This window comes from Thioclava sp. JE_KL1, from assembly GCF_009296265.1.
In the GTDB taxonomy this organism is placed as follows: domain Bacteria; phylum Pseudomonadota; class Alphaproteobacteria; order Rhodobacterales; family Rhodobacteraceae; genus Thioclava.
The window spans coordinates 283,768-302,421 of sequence record NZ_WBJS01000005.1 but is presented as its reverse complement, the minus strand read 5'-3'; the positions used below and the strand labels follow the sequence as shown (position 1 = coordinate 302,421).

The window sequence follows — 18,654 nt, the reverse complement described above, 5'->3', positions numbered from 1 at the left end:
GCGAGGCCGCCGCGAAGCAAGCCTCGCGCGAAAGCGGCGTTCCTTATGCGGTGCTCATGGCGATCTCGCTAAATGAGACCGGACGAAAAGGCGCGAGTGGCTTCGAGCCGTGGCCGTGGACCGTGAATATGGAAGGCGCTGGGCATTGGTTCGACCGCCGGAATTTGGCGCTCGCTTACGCTTTCAAGGAATTCAAACGCGGCGCTCGAAGCTTCGACGTCGGCTGTTTCCAGATCAATTTCAAATGGCACGGGCAACATTTTTCATCGATCGAAGACATGATCGACCCGTTGGAAAACGCCCGATATGCGGCACAGTTTCTGAAATCGCTCTACGCAGAAAGCGGTGACTGGAAGACGGCGGCGGGCGCCTATCACTCGCGCACGCCGGAGCATGCGAACAGTTATTCGACACGCTTTGCCCGGTTTTTCGCGAAACTCGAAGGCAGAAGCGGCCCGAAAGACGTGATGACAACTTCCGCCGCCGCGGCCAGTCCATTGCCTGATATTCCCGACATCGTGCTGGCACAAAGCGCGTCCCAAGCACAACGCCGAGAAAACGGCTACCCGCTTCTGCTCAGGTCAAAAGACGCGGAGCCGCCCCGAGCGGGCGGTGCCCCCGGCGCCTCCCTGTTCGCGCGTGCCGCGCGGAAAGCGCGAGGGATGTGATGGCGACCCCGCTCGTGCAACGCGCGTTTCAGCCAACGATCCTGCTGGCGCTCGCGCTGATGGCGGTCATCGCGATGATGATCCTGCCGGTGCCCTCCTGGATCCTCGACATCGGTCTCGCCACCTCTTTCGCCCTCGCGATCCTGATCTTCACCGTCACCCTCTTCATCGAACGTCCGCTCGATTTCTCCGCCTTTCCCACCATCCTCCTTGCGACGCTCATGCTGCGGCTGTCGCTCAACGTTACTTCGACCAAACTCATCATCGGAAACGGACACACGGGCACGGGTGCGGCGGGCGGCGTTATCGAAGGGTTCGCGAATTTCATCATGAGCGGCTCGGTCCTGATCGGGCTGGTCGTGTTCTGCGTGATCCTGATCGTGAATTTCATCGTCATCACCAAAGGTGCGGGGCGCATGGCCGAGGTCGGCGCGCGCTTCGCGCTCGACGCGATGCCGGGTAAGCAACTCGCGATCGACAGCGACATGAATGCGGGCGCCATCGACCATGCCGAAGCGCGAGAGCGGCGCGAACGCGAGCAGGCGGAAACCACCTTTTTCGGCTCGCTCGACGGGGCATCCAAATTCGTCAAAGGGGACGCGGTTGCCGGCCTGTTAATCACGATGCTCAACCTCGTGGTCGGGCTGCTTATCGGCACCGTCGTGCATGGAATGCCGCTCGATCGCGCGCTCGAGACCTATGCGATTCTTACGGTCGGCGACGGCCTCGTCAGCCAGATTCCGGCGGTCATCATCTCGATCGCAGCGGCCATTCTGCTCTCGCGCGGCGGGGCGAAAGGCTCCACCGATCTGGAGTTGTTCCGCCAGCTTGGTAAATACCCGGCCGCCCTGACAACCGTTGCGGTCTTGATGGCGCTTTTCGGTCTCGTGCCGGGCCTCCCCTTCGTGCCGTTCACCGCAGGGGCCGTCATCCTCGGCACAGCGGCCTATATGCTGCGGCGCGCCGAAAGGGCGCGTGCACGGCGCGAAGCGATGAAAATGCCCGCGCCAGAGACCGGGCCGAAGCAGAAATCGATGGGTGACGTGCTCGACATCGACGATATCCATGTCGAATTCGCCCCGGATCTGGTCAAGATGGCGCTCGATCCGGCGACGGGTCTGGACGCCCGCATCTCCAACATGCGCAATCACGTCGCGACGAATTTCGGATTGATCCTCCCCGAAATTCGCCTGACCGACGACGCAACCTTGCCGCCCGGTCATTACCGCATCCGCGTTCAGGGTGTGGAGCAGGCACGCGATCGGCTGATGCCGGAGCATGTTCTTGCGCTGATCGCGGACAATCGCGATTTTCTGCCCGACGGCGAGGAGGTCCGCGAACCGGTGTTCCACGCGCCCGCGCTTTGGGTGCCCGCCCATCAGCAGGAAGACGCGGCGCTCGCCGGCTCGACGGTGGTCGGGCCGACGGAGGTGCTCGCGACGCATCTTCTCGAAGTGATCAAGGCGAACTTCTCGCGGCTGATGACGTTGCGGGCGCTGCGGCGGCTGCTCGACGAAGTCGCGAACCTCTCCGATCCGACACGCGCGCAGGCCAATCGACGCGTTCTCGACGAGCTCATCCCCGACAAGGTGCCGGTCGATCTGCTGCTTTCGGTGTTAAGGCTACTGCTCGATGAACGAGTCTCGATCCGCAACCTTCTGCTGATCGTCGAGGCGATCTCGGAGGCGCGTCACCTGCAAAGCCCCGAGCAGATCTGCGAACATGTGCGGCAGCGCCTCGGCTTCCAGCTCGTTGCCGATCTGCGTCGCGAGGACGGCACGATTCCCCTGATCCAACTGGCGCCCGATTGGGAGGAACGCTTCGGAAAATACACGATCGGGGGCGAGGCGGGCAGCGATGTCGCCCTGCCACCTGACCTGTTCAACAAGCTGGCGGCGAATATCGCCGAGAAACTCGCCGGGGCGGCGCAAGCGGGGACCTTCCCGGCACTGGTCTCTTCAGGGCGCAGGCGGCGGTTTTTGCGTACGGTCATCAACGCGAAAGGGCTGAACGCGCCGGTCCTGAGCTACGAAGAAATCGGCCTGGAGGCGCGACCCGCGATGGTCGGACAGGTCCCCGCATGAGCCCGTCGCTTCTCGATCTGCTCAGCGAGATCCTGCAACAGGCACGCAGCTTTTTGTTCATAGGTTTCATCATCCTGCTGCGGGTGGGCGGGATTGTCGCCATGGCCCCGGGCTTTGGCGAGACGAGCCTGCCGGCGCGGATCAAGACGGGGGTCGCACTCGCGATAACCCTGGTGACGGTTCCAGCCCTCGCACCGACGCTCGCCAGTTTCGACCAAGAGACGGCTTTGCCGCTCTGGCTGGCCTCGGAAATCGCGATCGGCCTCTTTCTTGGCTTCGGATTGCGCGCCTTTGTCTTCGCGCTGCAAATCGCAGGCACAATGGCGGCGCAGTCGAGTTCGCTCTCGCAGCTGCTCGGCGGAATGGGCGGGGAACCGCAACCCGCAATCGGGAACCTCCTGCTGATCGCCGGTATCGCGGTGCTGATGAGCCTCGGGTTTCATGTCCAGCTCATCGAGTTTCTGATCGGCACCTATCAGGTGTTGCCGGTGGGCGAATGGCCCGATCCGGATGCGCTGCGGCGCTGGGGCGTCTCGGGTGTCGCGCAGGCGTTTTCGCTCGCCTTCAAGCTCGCCGCCCCCTTCGCGGTCACCGGGCTGATCTACAACGTCGCGCTTGGCGCGATTAACCGAGCCATGCCGCAGCTGATGGTGGCGTTCGTCGGTGCCCCGGCACTCACGGCAGGCGGTCTGATTCTGCTTGCCCTATGTGCGCCCACTGCCATCGCGATCTGGCGCGAGGCGGTCATGACCTTCCTCGGCAACCCGTTCGGAGTGGTACGATGAGCGAAGACGAAGCCGGCGAAAAGGAATTCGACCCGACACCGCATAAGCTGGACGGGGCACGGCGCAAGGGCGATCTGGTGCGCTCGACCGAGATTTCCGTGGCCGCCGTCTATGGCAGTTTTCTCGCGACGCTGCTCGGCCTGGGTATCTACAGCGTGACGCGGTTCGGCAGTGGGGCGATGGCGATGCTGGATCGCGCCGATGAGATGGCCGCGCAGTTTCTCGGTGGCGGGACGGCCTTGGGCGGGCGGATCATCGGCACGCTGCTCCTGCCGCTCGCGCCGTTTTTCGTGGTGCCGATGATCGCCGCGCTCGTCGCCTACTGGGCACAGCGCGCGATCGTGGTCGCGCCCGACAAGCTCCAGCCAAAGCTCAGCCGGATCAATCCGCTGAAAAATGCTGCGCAGAAATTCGGACGCAGCGGGCTGTTCGAATTCGCCAAGAGCGCGACGAAACTCGCCGTGATCGCGACGATTCTTTTCATTTACCTCAGGGCGCGCGCCGATCTGATTTTGCTCACGCAGCGTCTCGAATCGGTGCAGATCGTGGGGCTGCTGTTTCGGATGATTGCCGAGTTTCTGATGATCGTCACCGCCCTCGCCGCCACGATGGGCGCGATCGATTATCTTTGGCAGCGGTCCGAATTCCTGCGCCGCAACCGGATGACGCGTAAGGAATTGACCGACGAAATGAAGCAATCCGAAGGCGATCCGCATCTGAAGGCACAGCGACGTCAGAAGGGGGTGGAGCTTGCGACGCGGCAATCTGTTCCCGACACCGCCAAGGCCGATGTCGTGATCGTCAACCCGACCCATTACGCGGTCGCGCTGAAATGGGATCGCGCCTCGGGGCGTGCGCCGGTCTGCCTGTCGAAAGGGGTCGATGCGATCGCGGCGCGGATCTGCGAGATCGCGGCGGAAAACGCGGTGCCCGTTCATTCGGACCCGCCGACCGCGCGGGCGCTATTCGCGGCGATCGAGATTGGCGAAGAAATCCGGCCGGAGCATTACAAACCCGTCGCCGCCGCGATCCGCTTTGCGGAGAAAATGCGCAAGGCGGCCCGCGGAGGTGCGGCATGGCGCAAATGAGCAAATTGCAGGTAAAGCGGCTGGCGGCGCTCGCCCGATTGACCCGTATGCAGCGGGAGGCGGAGTTGGCTGCACTCGCACGGCTTAACGCCCGGGCACGCGCGCTCGATGCGCGAATTGCCAGCCTTCAGGCAGAGGAGCGGTCGACCCGGGAGACGCTCGCGCAGGAACCAGCCTCCGGGCAGAACACCCTCGCCTATCTGCGCTACCTGTCGCTGGAAGACACGCGGCTACGTGCCGCGCGGACGGATCTCGACCCCGCGCTTGCTGCGCAGCATGGCGCAACCGCGCGCGCGGTGGGCCGCCATGACGTTGTCACGAAACTCGGTCACCCGAAACGAGGTGCGCCGCGCTGAGGCGCGGGACTTCTCGTCTGTCGCAGAGATTACGGATCTGACCTAACTGTCCTGACGCACGATATCGGAGACCAGAACCGCAAGGACACCGGGACCTAGAATGCTACGCGCGGTCTCGGTCAGGGCCCGGCGCAGGCGCGACATGTTCGCGGAGTCCGTGAACAGGCCCTGAAATCCCCCCGTATTCGCGTGATCAAACAGCACCTGCAGGAACGCATCGCGCAGTTTTGGCTCAGCGCGGTAGACGGTTTCTGTTTCGCCGACCTTCACCTCGAGGCTGAGCGACAGGATGACCATGCCAGAGATGCGCGACTCGGTTACCAGCGGCACGATGAACTGGTTGTTGAGCTTCACGAATTCGGAGGTGACATCGCCCTCGGCCCCATGGTCGGCAGCGGCCGGGGCCCCATGAGCCTCTGGTGCGGCGCCGTGATCTCCTTCCGCTGCCCCCTCCGCACCGGCCGGATCGGTGAGATGTTCTGCGGGCGGCGGGGCGGGGCGCAGGAAATATCCGACCGCGCCGCCACCGGCGAGACCGATCAGACCGAGGAGAAGCGGGAGGAGTTTACCAAGCATTGCGGAACCTCAGAAGGGCAGGAGAATATCGGCGATCTGTTGGCCATAGCGCGGCTGCTGCACATCGGTGATCTGCCCGCGCCCGCCATAGGAAATCCGCGCGCCAGCGATCTTGTCATAGGTGATCTCGTTCTGGCGGCTCACATCGGCGGGGCGCACGAAACCGGTGACGATCAGCTCGCGCACCTCGAAATTCACCCGCACCTCCTGGCTGCCCTGAATGCGCAACACGCCATTCGGGAGCGTCTCGATGATCGTTGCGGCCACGCGCAGGGTCAGTTTCTCATTGCGCGATACCTGCCCGTCGCCGGAATAGGTCGAATTCGAATTGGTCGAGACGGCGTCGGCCATGCTCGCCCCGTCTGGCAGACGCCTGTCGAAGCGCTGGGGAATGCCGAGCATGGAGGTCACCCCCATCGTATCCGATCCGCTGCGCGAGCGACCCGTCGAATTCGAGATTTCGGCCTTATCGTTAATCTCAATCACGACGGTGAGGATATCGCCGCGTTTGGCGGCGCGTGGGTCGCCCAACAGGGAATTGCGCGCACCGGACCAAAGAGAGGCTTCTTGTTCAGGGCTGCGCGACTCTGTCGTGACGGGCAGCGGCGAGGAGGCCATGGCGTAGAATTCGTTGCCGCCTTCGACCGGCGTAAATCCGGGCGCCTTACCGACCTGCTCGAGCCGCCCGCAGGCGATGAGCGTGATCGACAAAAGCAACAGGGCAGGAGATTTCATCGCAAATTCCTCATGGGGCAACATGGGCAGTTCCGTCAGCGCCAAGCGTCGCGGAGACCACGGTTTTCGAAGCGGCGTTCATCACGCGGATCGTCTCTCCGATGCCGGCGCGATCGAGCGCGCGGCCTTCGGTTCGAATCTCCAACGAGCCGCGGCGGAACAGGAGCGGGATGATCTGATTGCGCTCGACAATGGCGGGCTGCCCCAGATCGCGGGCTCGGATCGGGCGACCGGCATAGATCACCCCGCGCGTCTCGAGGCCGATCGCCTCCTCCGGCCCGGTCAACGCCCCGACCACCTCGCCCGGTTGCAGCCCGACATCTGCGGGAGCGACGATCGTCCGGGCACGCATGGTGTGCAGCGCGATGAGCGTCTCCGCCAAGGCGTGGCCCGGTAAAAGACCGGTTGCCGCAATCAAAATCGCCCGCCGCAGCATCAGCGCACCTGCGTCGTCGCGCCAAGCATCTGATCGGCGGCGGAAATGACCTTCGCGTTCAACTCGTAGCCGCGCTGCGCCTTGATCAGCTCGGTGATCTCGCGCACCGGATCGACCGAGCTCTCCTCCAGATAGCCCTGCCGCAGCGTGCCCAACTCATCCGCGCCGGGCGTATTCACATTGGGCGGCCCCGAGGCCCCGGTTTCGAGAAACAGGTTCGAGCCGATCGCCTCCAGCCCCTTCTGGTTCGAGAAATTCGCCAAAGTGAACTGCCCCAGAAGCTGCGGCGCGACCTGATCGGCGAAATAGGCATAGACCTCGCCCTCCGCGTTGATCGCAACGGCGCGCGCGTCGTTCGGAATGGTCATATCGGGCACGACCGGATAGCCGTCAGAGGTCACGATCTGTCCGGTGCCGTTGCGCTTGAGCCCACCGTCGCGCGTGTAGGCGGAGATGCCAGAGGGCAGTGTCACCTCGAGATAGCCATTGCCGTCGATCGCGACGTCCAGATCACCGCCCGTCGCGCTGAGCGAACCCTGCGCGATGTTGACCGTCACGGCGGTCGGACGCACGCCAAGGCCAAGCTGCACCCCGGCGGGAATGGTCGTCCCGTCGGTCGCGTTGATCGTGCCGGGGCGGGTCATCTGCTGGTAATGCAGATCAGCAAACTCGGCGCGGCGCGCGTTGTAGCCAGTGGTCGACATGTTCGCGAGGTTGTTGGAAATCACCTCGACGCGCATCTGCTGCGCGCTCATGCCGGTGGCTGCGATCTGAAGAGCTCTCATGTCATGGGCCTCCTGTTAGCGGGCGAGCGTCTGGATGACGCCGCGGATTCGTTCGTCTTCGCGTTCGAGAAAGGCCTGGCCCATCTCATAGGCGCGCTGGACCTCGATCATGCGGGCGATCTCGGTGATCGGATCGACGTTGCTGTCTTCTAGGAAACCCTGCATCAGAACCGCGCCCTCCACCGGTTCAGCCCCGGCCTCTGCGGTGAAGCGAGTGCCGCCGACATGGCGCAATTCGTTGGGATCGGTAGGAAGGTAAACGCCGACCTGCGCGATCGGCTGGCCGTTGTCTGAGAGCGTGCCATCGGCGGCGAGCGCGACCGAAGTCGCCCCCGAGGGGATTGCGACCGGCGTACCGCCGGAATCGAGCAGCCGGAACCCGTCAGGCGTGAGCAACTCACCTTCAGCCGACGGGATAAAACTGCCAGCCCGCGTGAGCTGATTGCCCTGCGGGGTCTCGATCATGAAGAACCCCTCGCCCTCGATTGCGAAATCGAAGGTGCCGCCTGTCTGGGTCAGCCCGCCTTGGCTTCGATCGATCAGACGACCATGCGCCCGCGCCATCGACAGCGAAGGTTCATTGCCCTCCAGCCCCGAGAGATATTCGGAGAAGATCACGCCCTCGCGCCGGAAGCCTGTGGTCGAGACATTCGCGATATTATTCGCAACGATCCGCATTTCGCGCATCAAGCCGGATTGCCGCGTGAGGGTGGTATAGATTGCGTTATCCATCTTAGCCCCCGGCGACGATCGGCAGGATGGTGCGGGTAAAGAACTCCACCAGTTTCTCCGACATGAAGCTCATCGACACCCAGAACACGACGAGCATCGCCCCCACTTTGGGCACAAAGGTCAGCGTCATTTCCTGCACCGAGGTCAGCGCCTGAAAGAGACCGATCGTGACCCCGGCGACCAGCGCGACCGACAGAAGCGGCGCCGCGATCAGCACGGCAATCCACAAGCCCTGCCGGAGCGTGTCGAAGAAAATCGCGTCCTGCATCAGACCGGCATCCTGAGAATTTCCTGATAGGCCTCGACGACCTTGTTGCGGACGGTCACCGCCGCCTCGATCGCGAGTTCCGTCTGGGCGAGCGCCTGCACCAGCGCATGCGGATCGGCCTGTCCCGCCATCGCGGCTTTGGCAGTGTCTTCGCCCGCCTTGACCGCATCGACGAATGAGTTCGCCGCCTGTTCGAAAAGGGAGCCCGGCCCGGATCCGCCCGCTTCCGGCGGGACAGCTGCCCGGGCCTGGGCGTAGCTTTGCGTTGCAAGGGAGGTGTTAAAATCCATTCTAGATCTCCTCGGTCCTTAGCGGCGAAGCAGTTCGAGCAGGGAGGCCGACATTTGCCGGGCCTGATCGAACATGCGCAAATTCGCCTCGTAGCTGCGCTGCGCTTCGCGCGCGTCAGCGATTTCGACCACCAGATCGACATTCGAGCCGTCGTGATAGCCGTTCTCGTCGGCCATCGGATGGCCAGGTTCGTAGATTTGAGTGAGTTCGGATCGGTCGAGCCGCACCGGGCCAAGGGTGACCTCTCCGGTCGGGGCGCCATCTGAGACCACCTTCTCGAAAGGCGCGATCTTGCGGTGATATCCGGGCGTATCGGCATTCGCGATATTCTCGGAACTGTGCCGAAGCCGCATCGCCTGCGCCTTCATGCCCGAGGCGGACAGCGCCATGGATTGGGTAAAATCGCTCATCTTCAGCCCCTCCCGAGCGAACTGCGCAGGATGTTGAGCGAAGAGCGATAGATCGCGAGCGACAGGTCATGCTCGCGTTTCACCTCGACCGAGCGGACCATATCTTCTTCGAGCGAGACCGAATTGCCATCGGGCGAGGTGACACCGGGGGAGGCGATCACCTCGGGTGCGGTGGTGATCGTCGCCGAGGCGTCGATGTGACCGGATCGCGTCGCCCGCAGAGCGCCGCTACCCTCGCTGCGATAGAGGTCTTCGAAAGCCGGCAGGTCACGCGCCGCATAGCCGGGCGTGTCCGCATTGGCGATATTCTCCGCAACCGCGTTCTGGCGGGCTGCGGCGTGGGTGGCCATCGCACTGGCCATTTTCATGATCTCAATCTTCTCGAACATCGGGGCTTCTCCTCCGAGCTATCAACCAAGCTTTAAGAGCGAATCGTTTAGAAAACGTTTCGAGAACATCGGAGGCCAGAATGGCATTTGCGGGATTCGACCTGTTGCGCGCCGAAATGCGCGGTATCGCCAGCGCCCATGCGGTCGGGCGCGTGCGCGAGGTGCGGCGCGGGATGATCGAGGTCAGCGGTCTGGCCCGTTCGGCGGCCCTCGGCGACCGCGCGACGATTCGCTGCCAAAGCGGGCGCGAAATCGGCGCGGAAGTTCTTTCGCTGACGCGCGGGGAGGTCACGGTGCTGCCCGATGGAGCCGCCGATGGCGTGGCGATCGACGACGAGGTGGAGCTGCTCGGTCAGGGCGGGATCGCCCCGCATGACAGCTGGGTCGGACGGATCATCGACCCGTTCGGAAAACCGCTCGACGGGCAACCGCTGATCCACGGCGCGCGCGAGCGCGAATTGCGCGCAAGCCCTCCGCCTGCCGCCCAGCGCAAGCGGTTGGGCGGCAGGTTGGAGACGTCACTCGCCGCCTTCGATACGATGCTACCTTTGGTCCAAGGCCAAAGGGTCGGCCTTTTCGCGGGATCGGGCGTCGGGAAATCCTCGCTATTGGCGAGTTTCGCGCGCGGGGTCTCTGCCGATATCGTCGTCATCGCGCTGATCGGCGAACGCGGCCGGGAGTTGCGGGAATTCGTCGAAAAAACGCTTGGCCCGGAGGGGATGGCCCGCGCGGTGATCGTCGCCGCAACCTCGGATCAGTCGCCGCTGGTGCGCCGTCGCTGCGCCTGGGCCGCGATGGCCGTGGCCGAGCATTTCCGCGATGCGGGCCAGCATGTGCTGTTCCTCGCCGACTCGATCACGCGCTTTGCCGAAGCCCATCGTGAGGTCGCTTTGGCGGGGGGCGAGCCCGCCTCGCTGCGCGGCTATCCGCCCTCGACCTCCTATCAGATCATGGCCTTGGGAGAGCGCGCGGGCCCCGGCGCGGAGGGTCAGGGCGACATCACCGGCGTCTTCTCGGTTCTGGTGGCCGGTTCCGATATGGACGAGCCGATCGCCGATATCCTGCGCGGCGTGCTCGACGGGCATGTGGTGCTGGAGCGCGAGATCGCGGAGCGTGGGCGCTTCCCGGCGATCAATATGCTGCGCTCGGTCTCGCGCTCGCTGCCCGACGCGGCGGCTCCCGAGGAAAACCGACTGATCGGCAAGGCGCGCAGCCTGCTTGGCGCCTATGACCGGGCCGAGATGATGATTCAGGCGGGGCTCTATGCGGAAGGCTCGGACCAGCGCATCGACGCGGCGATCAAGGTTTGGCCCGAACTGGATGCCTTCGTTGCCGAACCCGCCCCCGACGGCATCGCGGGCAGTTTCGCGCAGCTGCGCACGATCCTGTCACAGGTGCCGGGATAGTGCTTACATCAGGTCCCAAAGCAGCTTCGCAGCCAGCAGCGTCGAGGTCGTCACCAGAAGCGGCTTGATCAGTCGCGCGCCCACCCGCATCGCAAGCCGCGAGCCCAGCCGCGCTCCGGCGATCTGCGCCAGCCCCATCGCGATGCCGAGCACCCAGAGCGGCGAGCCGACCAGCAGAAACCCCGTCAGCCCCCCGATATTCGACGAGAAGTTCAGCAGCTTCGTATGCGCCGTCGCCTTCAGCACGCCGTAGCCCGCCAGCGTCACGAAACCGATCATGAAGAACGACCCCGTCCCCGGCCCGATCAGCCCGTCGTAAAAACCGATCACCGGCACGAAGGCGGCGGTGAACAGGCCGGGCCGAATGCGCTGCACCCGATCCGTGTCATCCAGACCGGGCCGCAACGCGAAAAACGCGGCGATCGCGACGAGGATGAACGGCAGGGCGATCTCGATCTTGTCGGTCGGGATGCGTGACACGAGAAGCGCCCCCGCCAGCCCGCCAAGGAACCCGATCACCGCGGCCAGTAGCTGTTTTCGTAGCACCACATGGCCCGAGGCCGCGTAGGAAATCGCCGCCGTCGCCGCGCCGAACGTGCCCTGAATCTTGTTCGTCGCGAGCGACTGAACCGGCGGCACGCCCGCCAGCAAAAGCGCCGGCACCGTGATCAGCCCTCCGCCGCCCGCGATGGAATCGACTACCCCCGCCGCGAAGGCCGCGCCGATCAGCATCACCACCAGATCGAGAGGAAGTTCAAACATTTGCACCCCGGTCAGAAGACAGCCGCCTCTTGTCCTGCCCGCGCCGCGAAAAGTAAAGCCGTTGCCTCACCGGGGCCGCAGCCGCTATCACCGAAGCTCAGCCTTGCGGAAGACCCAGATGACCCAATCGCCCCTTGCAGCCGCCCCGCTTTTTGCGAGCCCCGCCCGGTGATCGCGCGCACGAACCGATATGCGCCGCTCGAGGCGTTCGCGGCCCCCGCGAAACCCTATGCGCAGATCTGGCGCGGGATGCTGGGTCTGGGCGTGATCGTCGCCTTCTACCTGCTCAGCGGCTGGGCGATGATCCTGTTCTTCTCTTCGATGCTCGACGATTTCTCGATGCTTCGGCTGTTTCAGGAAATCGCCCATGGCTCGACCCCGCGCGGCCTCGCCATTCTGCTGGCAAGTTTCGCGCCGCTTCTGATCGCGACTTTCGTCGTCAGCCGCCACCTGCATCACCGCGCGCCCGCGACGCTGTTCGGACAGCGGAACCTCTCCACCTTCACGAAGGTGCTGCCGGTTCTGCTGCTCTTCGCTCTTTTCTCCTTCGGGCTGACCCAGCTCAGCGAGTCCACGGCGCGCTCCAACCCGCTGCTGCATGTGCTGAGCTGGGCGCCGATCGCGCTGCCGCTTCTGGGGGTGCAGATCGCGACCGAAGAAGTTCTGTTTCGCGGCTATCTCCTGCAGCAGCTCGCGGCGCGCTGGCGCAGCCCCCTGGTCTGGATGGTTCTGCCCTCGGCGCTGTTCGGGGCGCTGCATTATTCGCCCGGCGCCTATGGCAGCAACGCGATCTGGCCCGCGCTCTGGGCTTTCGGCTTCGGCTGCCTCGCGAGCGACCTGACCGCGCGGACCGGCAATCTCGGCGCAGCCCTTGCGCTGCATTTCGCCAACAACTTCGGCTCACTTTTCCTCGTTGGCTTCTACGGCCAGCTCGACGGGCTGGCGCTCTACACGATCGTGATCAACACACGCGACCTGTGGGACCTCTTGCCGTGGCTTCTGCTGGACATGCTGCACCTGCTGATCGCGTGGTTGTTGATCCGCCTCACCCTGCGCGTCTGATTGCAATTCGTGCAGGGGCGGCGTATTTCAAGCCAAACCGACCCGCCCCAGCGAGAGGCTCATACGATGAACTGGATCACCAATTACGTCCGTCCTCGGATTAACTCGCTGTTTTCGCGCCGCGAAGTGCCCGAGAACCTTTGGACGAAATGCCCCGAATGCGGGACGATGCTGTTCCACCGGGAGCTGTCGGACAATCTCAACGTCTGCACCAATTGCGACCATCACCTCGCGATCACGCCCCGCGTGCGCTTCGAGGCGCTGTTCGACGGCGGCATCTTCTCCGAAGTGAAAGTGCCCGAACCGATCACCGACCCGCTGCATTTCAAGGATCAGAAACGCTATCCGGACCGGATGAAGGCGGCGCAGAAATCGACCGGCGAGAAAGAGGCGATGCTGGTGGCCGAGGGCGAGATCGGGCGCACGCCGATCGTCGCGGCCGCGCAGGACTTCACCTTCATGGGCGGCTCGATGGGCATGTATGTCGGCAACGCGATCATCGCGGCGGCCGAACGCGCGGTGAAGCTCAAGCGTCCGCTGGTGCTGTTCTCGGCGGCTGGCGGCGCACGGATGCAAGAAGGCATCCTGTCGCTGATGCAGATGCCGCGCACGACCGTCGCCGTGCAAATGCTCAAGGAAGCGGGCCTTCCCTATATCGTCGTGCTGACCCATCCGACGACCGGCGGCGTGACCGCCTCCTACGCGATGCTGGGCGACGTGCATATCGCAGAGCCCAACGCGCTGATCTGCTTCGCGGGCCCGCGCGTGATCGAACAGACCATCCGCGAGAAGCTGCCCGAGGGCTTCCAGCGCGCCGAATATCTGCTCGATCACGGGATGCTCGACCGCGTGACGCATCGCATGAAGATGCGCGACGAGCTGATCACCATCCTGCGCATGCTGATGAACCTGCCGCCGGCGGTGAAGGGCGATCTGCCCGCGCCGGAGAAGGTGCCCGAGGAAGCGGTCGCCGAGGCGGCTCCCGAGGCCGAGGCGAAGCCCAAGACCTGATCTTCGTATTGGCTGAAATATCCCGGGGGGCGGCATCAGCCGCGGGGGCAGCGCCCCCTCCCCGGTCCGCCATCTAAGGCCGGAGGGGCCAATGACGCAAAGCTCCGATGATATTCTCGACCGCCTGATGGCGCTGCATCCCAAGGTCATCGACCTGTCGCTCGACCGGATGGAGCGGCTGCTGGCCGATCTCGACCATCCCGAGCGCGACCTGCCGCCGGTGATCCATATCGCGGGCACCAATGGCAAGGGCTCGACCCAGGCGATGATCCGGGCCGGGCTGGAGGCTGCGGGCAAGCGCGTCCACGCCTATACCTCGCCGCATCTGGCACGCTTCCACGAACGCATCCGGATCGCTGGAGAGCTGATCTCCGAGGCCGATCTGGCCGCGCTTCTCGACGAAGTCGAGGCGGCGAATGGCGGCAAGCCGATCACCTTCTTCGAGGTGACGACGGCAGCGGCGCTTCTGGCCTTCGCGCGGACACCTGCGGATTACACGCTGCTGGAAGTGGGGCTTGGCGGACGGCTCGACGCGACCAATGTTGTCGATAAACCCGCGCTGAGCATCATCACCCCGGTCTCGATCGACCATCAGCAATTCCTCGGCGAGACGCTGGCCGAGATCGCAGGCGAGAAGGCCGGGATCATCAAGCGCGACGTGGCCTGCGTGGTCGGTCCCCAGCAGGAGGCCGCGCTCGAGGTGATCGAGGCGCGGGCGGAAAAGCTCGGCGCGCCGCTTCTGGTGCATGGCCAGCATTGGCAGGTCTGGGAAGAGCGCGACCGGCTGATCTTCCAGGACGAGAACGGGCTTCTCGATCTGCCGCTGCCGAACCTGCCCGGCCCGCATCAGATCGCGAATGCCGGGGCCGCGCTCGCGGCGTTGCGGCATCTGGGCTTTGACGAGGCTGCCTGCGAGGCGGCGGTGACGAAAGCCGAATGGCCCGCGCGGATGCAACGGCTGCGCCACGGACCGCTGGTGGACGGTGCGCCCGAGGCCGAGGTCTGGCTCGACGGCGGGCATAACCCGGCGGCGGGCGACATGATCGCCAAGACGCTCGGCGCGCTTCCGAAACGTCCGACCCATCTGATCTGCGGCATGCTCAACACCAAGGACGTGACCGGCTATCTGCGTCCGCTGGCGGATCACGCGGCGAGCCTGCTCGCGGTGTCGATCCCCGGCGAGGCGAACACGCTGCCCGCCGAAGACACCGCCGCAGCCGCACGCGTGGTCGGCATCGAAGCCCGCCCTGCGGCCTCGGTCGGCTCGGCGATCGCGGGGATCGTCGCGATCCATCCCCATGCCCGCATCCTGATCTGCGGCTCGCTCTACCTCGCGGGCCGGGTGCTGCGCGACAACGCCTGAGGCTGCGGTCTCGCACGGAGTCTGTGCGAGGATACCAGTGGCTGACCTGCGCCCGCGCCCCTATCTTCGCGTGAACAGGAAAGGAGACCACCATGCAGCTTGAGCTTGGGATCGACACGTTTGGCGATGTGACGCGCGGGGAGGACGGCCTGCTGCGCAGCCATGCCGAGGTTATCCGCGACACGTTGGCCGAAGGCGAACTCGCCGATCAGGTCGGGCTCGACTATATCGGTCTGGGCGAACATCACCGGCCCGATTTCGCGATCTCCTCGACCGAGCCGATCCTCTCGGCGATCCTTGCGCGCACCGAGAAGATCAAGGCGGGCACCTCCGTGACGGTGCTGTCCTCGGACGATCCGATCCGCGTTTTCCAGCGTTTCGCGACGCTGAACGCGCTGGCGCCGGGGCGGGCCGAGATCACCATCGGGCGTGGATCTTTCACCGAGAGCTTCCCGCTCTTCGGGCTCGACTTGAACGATTACGAGGCGCTGTTCACCGAGAAGTCGCAGATCCTGCACCTGCTCGCGACGCAGGAGAAGGTCAGTTTCGACGCCCAGATGCGCCCGCCGCTTAAGAACGTCACCGTCTATCCGCGCCCCGAGGCGCCGCTGCAGATCTGGCGCGGGGTCGGCGGGTCGCCGCAATCGGTGGTCGAGACCGCCGCGATGCAGATGGATCTGATGCTGGCGATCATCGGCGGGGATTCGACCCGGTTCAAACCGCATGTCGATCTTTACCACCGCGCGCATGAGCAAATGGGCACCACGCCCGGCAAGATCGGCGTCCATTCGCCCGGTCATATCGCCGAGACCGACGAGATCGCGCAGGAAGAATTCTACGAAGGCTATGCGCGGATGCATGACATGATCGGGCGCTCGCGCGGTTGGCCGCCCTTCCGGCGCGAGGCCTACCTGTCCGAGATCGAGCATGGCTCGCTCTATGTCGGCAGTCCGGAAACCGTGGCGCGCAAGATCGCGCGGACGGTGACGGCTCTGGGCCTGTCGCGGTTCACGCTGAAATATAGCGGCGGGCCGCAGAACCCCGCGCATCTGCGCAAGACGATCGAGCTTTACGGCACCAAGGTCCGCCCGCTTCTGGCGGAGATGCTGGCTTAAGCCTCAGCCGCCCAGCCGTCTGCCTGCATCTCGCGCAGGCGGCTGGCGGTGCGCTCGAATTCGAACGTGCCTTCGCCTTCGACGTAAAGCCGCTCGGGCTCGTCCGCGGCCGAGCATATCAGCCGGACCTTGCCCTCGTAGAGCGAGTCGATGAGCGTGACGAAGCGCTTCGCCTCGTTGAAGTTCGAGGCCGAGAGCAGCGGAATATCGTCGAGCAGCAGCACCTTCACCGCATCCGCGATGGCGAGGTAATCGGCCGGACCCAGCGGCTGCGCGCAGAGATCCCAGAAGCTCGCACGTCCGACCCCATTGTGGAAATGCGGGATTTCGACCGTGCGGCCCTTCACCGGGATGTCGAGCTTGCCGTGATGATCGCCCCCGGTCAGCTCATCCCAAAGCGCATCCATCTTAGCGCGCGCCTCACGACCCGCCGGGGTGAAATAGACCTGTTGGCCTGCCAGACGGTTCTGCCGGTAATCGTTTTCGGAGGCCAGTTCGTAGATGTCGAGCTTCTCGCGGATCAGCCCGATGAAGGGTAGGAAAAGCTGGCGGTTGAGCCCGTTCTTGTAGAGGTCCTCGGGCACCCGGTTCGAGGTGGTGACGATGGTCACGCCCCGCTCGAACAGGGCCTCGAACAGGCGGCCCACGATCATCGCGTCGGCAATATCTGTGATCTGCATCTCATCAAAGCACAGCAGCCGCAGCGAGCCCGCCACCTCTTCGGCCACGGGGCGCATCGCATCCACCGTGTTGGCGCGGCGCGCATCGTCGAGCTTGCCTTGGACTTCCTGCATGAAAGCGTGGAAATGCACCCGGCGTTTCGGCACGTCGGTCTGGCCGAAGAACAGGTCCATCAGCATGGATTTCCCGCGCCCGACACCGCCCCAGATATAGAGGCCGCGCACGCCTTCGACCGGCTTTATCTTGCGCTTGAAGAGCCCGCGTTTCACCGGCTCGGGCGCAGGCGCCTCTTCCAGCGCGCGGCGTACACGCTCCAGTTCGGGCAGAATGGCGCGTTGGGCGGGATCGGGGTTGAGGTCCCCGTTCTCCACCATGGACTCGTAAAACTCGGGCAGACTGCGTTTCATGACGTTCCGATATAGCGCGCTCACGGGATTGAAAAGCCCCGCGGCTTGCGCGAGCATCCGATCCGGAGGAGGACCCCATGGCCAAGGAATTACCGCTGCTCGGCGCTGCGCTGAGCCTCGATATGCTCGCGCATCATCGCGACTGGATTCTGAACGACCAGCGCGATCTGGAATTGCAGAGCTTCTGCTGGCCGAACGCCACGGATGCGGATCTGCGCAAGATGGTCGCGCGGACGAAGGAATTGCTCGACGGCTATACCGGGCGGCTGGGGCTGCACGGGCCCTTCACCTCGTTCAATATCGACTGCGCCGATTCCGAGATCATCGAGGTCATCCGCGCCCGGATGCTGCGGGTGCTGGAGATCACGGCGGAGCTGGGCGGCGATCAGATGGTGATCCATTCGCCCTACACGCTCTGGAAGGAAGCCGATCTGGAGCAGAACCCCGCCAACGGGTTCATTCAGATCGAACGCGTGCGCTATGTCCTCACCCCGGTGATCGAACGCGCCGAGGAGTTGGGCGTGACGCTGGTCATCGAGAATTGCGAAGACATCACGCCGAGCCTGCGCGTAGAACTGGCCGCGAAGATGAAGAGCACGGCGGTGAAGGTCTCGCTCGATACGGGCCATGCACAGTTCATGCATCGCCGCTGCGGCGCGCCGCCGGTCGATGTGTTCGTCCATGCGGCAGGCGCGGCGCTGGAGCATGTCCACCTGCAGGATATCGACGGCTATGGCGACCGGCACTGGCACCCCGGCGAAGGCACGATCGCGTGGCACTCGGTCTTCAAGGCGCTTGGCAAGCTACCCAAGATGCCGCGCCTGATTTTGGAAGTGAACGACGAGATTGGCGTGCGAAAAGGCGCGGAATATCTGGAGTCTCTGGGACTGGCGCGGTAACGGCTACGTGCGGCCCCGGCCCTCTCCTTGTGAAGCGTGGGGGCAAAGCGTAATCTCTGCGCCGCAGAAAAGCCGACAGGAGTTCTTATGGCCAAACCGACCCCGCAACGTCTTCACCTCGTCTTCGGCGGCGAGCTGGTGACCCCGAGCCGCACCGAGTTCAAGAATGTCGACGATATCCATATCGTCGGGATGTACCCGAACTACGCCTCCGCCTATGCCGCGTGGAAGGCCGAGGCGCAGCGCACCGTCGACGACGCCCATACCCGTTACTTCATCGCGCACCTGCATCGCCTGCGCGACGAAGAGCTCGAGGTGTCGACCACCGAAGAGCTCGGCAACTAA

General features: G+C 64.4%; 23 protein-coding genes. 12 read left to right on the top strand and 11 right to left on the bottom strand.

Translation table 11 applies throughout. The features are described 5' to 3' along the window. The first annotated feature begins 56 nt into the window (after positions 1 to 56). The 5 genes from F8R15_RS11485 to F8R15_RS11465 are packed head-to-tail and all read left to right on the top strand — an operon-like array spanning position 57 to position 4,981. On the top strand, positions 57 to 668 hold the full coding sequence (locus F8R15_RS11485) for a transglycosylase SLT domain-containing protein (protein WP_253732534.1): 612 nt from the start codon (positions 57 to 59) through the stop codon (positions 666 to 668). Then, a complete protein-coding gene (gene flhA / locus F8R15_RS11480) occupies positions 668 to 2,752 on the top strand; it encodes a flagellar biosynthesis protein FlhA (protein WP_152844658.1) in 2,085 nt (694 codons plus the stop codon). The genes F8R15_RS11485 and flhA overlap by 1 nt, the downstream gene beginning before the upstream one ends. After that, positions 2,749 to 3,537, top strand: a complete 789-nt coding sequence (locus F8R15_RS11475; protein ID WP_152844657.1) for a flagellar biosynthetic protein FliR — start codon at positions 2,749 to 2,751, stop codon at positions 3,535 to 3,537. The genes flhA and F8R15_RS11475 overlap by 4 nt, the downstream gene beginning before the upstream one ends. Then, positions 3,534 to 4,625, top strand: coding sequence for a flagellar biosynthesis protein FlhB (locus F8R15_RS11470; RefSeq protein ID WP_152844656.1), 1,092 nt, complete (start codon positions 3,534 to 3,536; stop codon positions 4,623 to 4,625). Before F8R15_RS11475 ends, F8R15_RS11470 begins: the two co-directional genes overlap by 4 nt. Beyond that, positions 4,613 to 4,981, top strand: a complete 369-nt coding sequence (locus F8R15_RS11465) for a hypothetical protein (protein ID WP_078541625.1) — start codon at positions 4,613 to 4,615, stop codon at positions 4,979 to 4,981. The genes F8R15_RS11470 and F8R15_RS11465 overlap by 13 nt, the downstream gene beginning before the upstream one ends. Before the next feature lie 42 nt (positions 4,982 to 5,023). On the opposite strand, the gene F8R15_RS11460 is transcribed toward F8R15_RS11465, so the two are convergent. The 9 genes from F8R15_RS11460 to F8R15_RS11420 are packed head-to-tail and all read right to left on the bottom strand — an operon-like array spanning position 5,024 to position 9,603. Beyond that, entirely contained in the window at positions 5,024 to 5,557 is a 534-nt protein-coding gene (locus tag F8R15_RS11460) for a flagellar basal body-associated FliL family protein (RefSeq protein WP_152844655.1), read from the bottom strand. Positions 5,558 to 5,566: 9 nt separating this feature from the next. Next, positions 5,567 to 6,292, bottom strand: coding sequence for a flagellar basal body L-ring protein FlgH (gene flgH / locus F8R15_RS11455; protein WP_152844654.1), 726 nt, complete (start codon positions 6,290 to 6,292; stop codon positions 5,567 to 5,569). 10 nt (positions 6,293 to 6,302) lie between these two features. Continuing rightward, complete coding sequence (flgA, locus tag F8R15_RS11450; RefSeq protein ID WP_306461397.1) at positions 6,303 to 6,674, bottom strand: flagellar basal body P-ring formation chaperone FlgA; 372 nt, start codon at positions 6,672 to 6,674, stop codon at positions 6,303 to 6,305. Between the two features lie 53 nt (positions 6,675 to 6,727). Beyond that, complete coding sequence (gene flgG / locus F8R15_RS11445) at positions 6,728 to 7,513, bottom strand: flagellar basal-body rod protein FlgG (RefSeq protein WP_078541622.1); 786 nt, start codon at positions 7,511 to 7,513, stop codon at positions 6,728 to 6,730. Positions 7,514 to 7,528: 15 nt separating this feature from the next. Beyond that, on the bottom strand, positions 7,529 to 8,245 hold the full coding sequence (locus tag F8R15_RS11440; RefSeq protein WP_152844652.1) for a flagellar hook-basal body complex protein: 717 nt from the start codon (positions 8,243 to 8,245) through the stop codon (positions 7,529 to 7,531). 1 nt (position 8,246) lies between these two features. After that, positions 8,247 to 8,513, bottom strand: a complete 267-nt coding sequence (locus tag F8R15_RS11435; protein ID WP_078522260.1) for a flagellar biosynthetic protein FliQ — start codon at positions 8,511 to 8,513, stop codon at positions 8,247 to 8,249. Continuing rightward, entirely contained in the window at positions 8,513 to 8,803 is a 291-nt protein-coding gene (gene fliE / locus F8R15_RS11430; protein WP_152844651.1) for a flagellar hook-basal body complex protein FliE, read from the bottom strand. Before fliE ends, F8R15_RS11435 begins: the two co-directional genes overlap by 1 nt. Positions 8,804 to 8,821: 18 nt before the next feature. Further along, positions 8,822 to 9,214, bottom strand: coding sequence for a flagellar basal body rod protein FlgC (flgC, locus tag F8R15_RS11425; protein ID WP_152844650.1), 393 nt, complete (start codon positions 9,212 to 9,214; stop codon positions 8,822 to 8,824). Positions 9,215 to 9,216: 2 nt separating this feature from the next. Continuing rightward, positions 9,217 to 9,603, bottom strand: coding sequence for a FlgB family protein (locus tag F8R15_RS11420; RefSeq protein WP_152844649.1), 387 nt, complete (start codon positions 9,601 to 9,603; stop codon positions 9,217 to 9,219). Between the two features lie 80 nt (positions 9,604 to 9,683). Here F8R15_RS11420 and F8R15_RS11415 point away from each other — a divergent pair, with 80 nt between their 5' ends. Then, positions 9,684 to 11,009 carry a FliI/YscN family ATPase gene (locus F8R15_RS11415; protein WP_152844648.1) on the top strand — a complete coding sequence of 442 codons (1,326 nt, stop codon included), beginning with the start codon at positions 9,684 to 9,686 and terminating at the stop codon, positions 11,007 to 11,009. A 3-nt stretch (positions 11,010 to 11,012) separates the two neighbouring features. Here F8R15_RS11415 and F8R15_RS11410 read toward each other — a convergent pair whose 3' ends face one another. After that, entirely contained in the window at positions 11,013 to 11,771 is a 759-nt protein-coding gene (locus F8R15_RS11410; RefSeq protein WP_075775250.1) for a TSUP family transporter, read from the bottom strand. 168 nt (positions 11,772 to 11,939) lie between these two features. Between F8R15_RS11410 and F8R15_RS11405 the strand changes: the two genes are divergently transcribed. The 4 genes from F8R15_RS11405 (at position 11,940) to F8R15_RS11390 (ending at position 16,322) form a co-directional block, all read left to right on the top strand. Next, positions 11,940 to 12,833, top strand: coding sequence for a type II CAAX endopeptidase family protein (locus F8R15_RS11405; RefSeq protein WP_152844647.1), 894 nt, complete (start codon positions 11,940 to 11,942; stop codon positions 12,831 to 12,833). Between the two features lie 66 nt (positions 12,834 to 12,899). Beyond that, the gene (gene accD, locus F8R15_RS11400) at positions 12,900 to 13,844 is read left to right on the top strand and encodes an acetyl-CoA carboxylase, carboxyltransferase subunit beta (RefSeq protein ID WP_152844646.1); all 945 of its coding nucleotides are present in this window, start codon (positions 12,900 to 12,902) and stop codon (positions 13,842 to 13,844) included. A gap of 91 nt (positions 13,845 to 13,935) precedes the next feature. Beyond that, positions 13,936 to 15,207: a folylpolyglutamate synthase/dihydrofolate synthase family protein gene (locus F8R15_RS11395; protein ID WP_152844645.1), complete on the top strand. Its 1,272-nt coding sequence runs from the start codon at positions 13,936 to 13,938 to the stop codon at positions 15,205 to 15,207. Positions 15,208 to 15,299: 92 nt separating this feature from the next. After that, the gene (locus F8R15_RS11390) at positions 15,300 to 16,322 is read left to right on the top strand and encodes an LLM class flavin-dependent oxidoreductase (RefSeq protein WP_152844644.1); all 1,023 of its coding nucleotides are present in this window, start codon (positions 15,300 to 15,302) and stop codon (positions 16,320 to 16,322) included. Here the strand turns inward: F8R15_RS11390 and zapE are convergent. After that, on the bottom strand, positions 16,319 to 17,410 hold the full coding sequence (zapE, locus tag F8R15_RS11385; protein ID WP_078570839.1) for a cell division protein ZapE: 1,092 nt from the start codon (positions 17,408 to 17,410) through the stop codon (positions 16,319 to 16,321). The genes F8R15_RS11390 and zapE overlap by 4 nt on opposite strands. A gap of 77 nt (positions 17,411 to 17,487) precedes the next feature. Between zapE and F8R15_RS11380 the strand changes: the two genes are divergently transcribed. Together F8R15_RS11380 and F8R15_RS11375 are read left to right on the top strand one after the other, a co-directional pair. Then, complete coding sequence (locus tag F8R15_RS11380) at positions 17,488 to 18,309, top strand: sugar phosphate isomerase/epimerase (protein ID WP_152844643.1); 822 nt, start codon at positions 17,488 to 17,490, stop codon at positions 18,307 to 18,309. Between the two features lie 87 nt (positions 18,310 to 18,396). After that, on the top strand, positions 18,397 to 18,654 hold the full coding sequence (locus F8R15_RS11375; protein WP_078522252.1) for a DUF4170 domain-containing protein: 258 nt from the start codon (positions 18,397 to 18,399) through the stop codon (positions 18,652 to 18,654).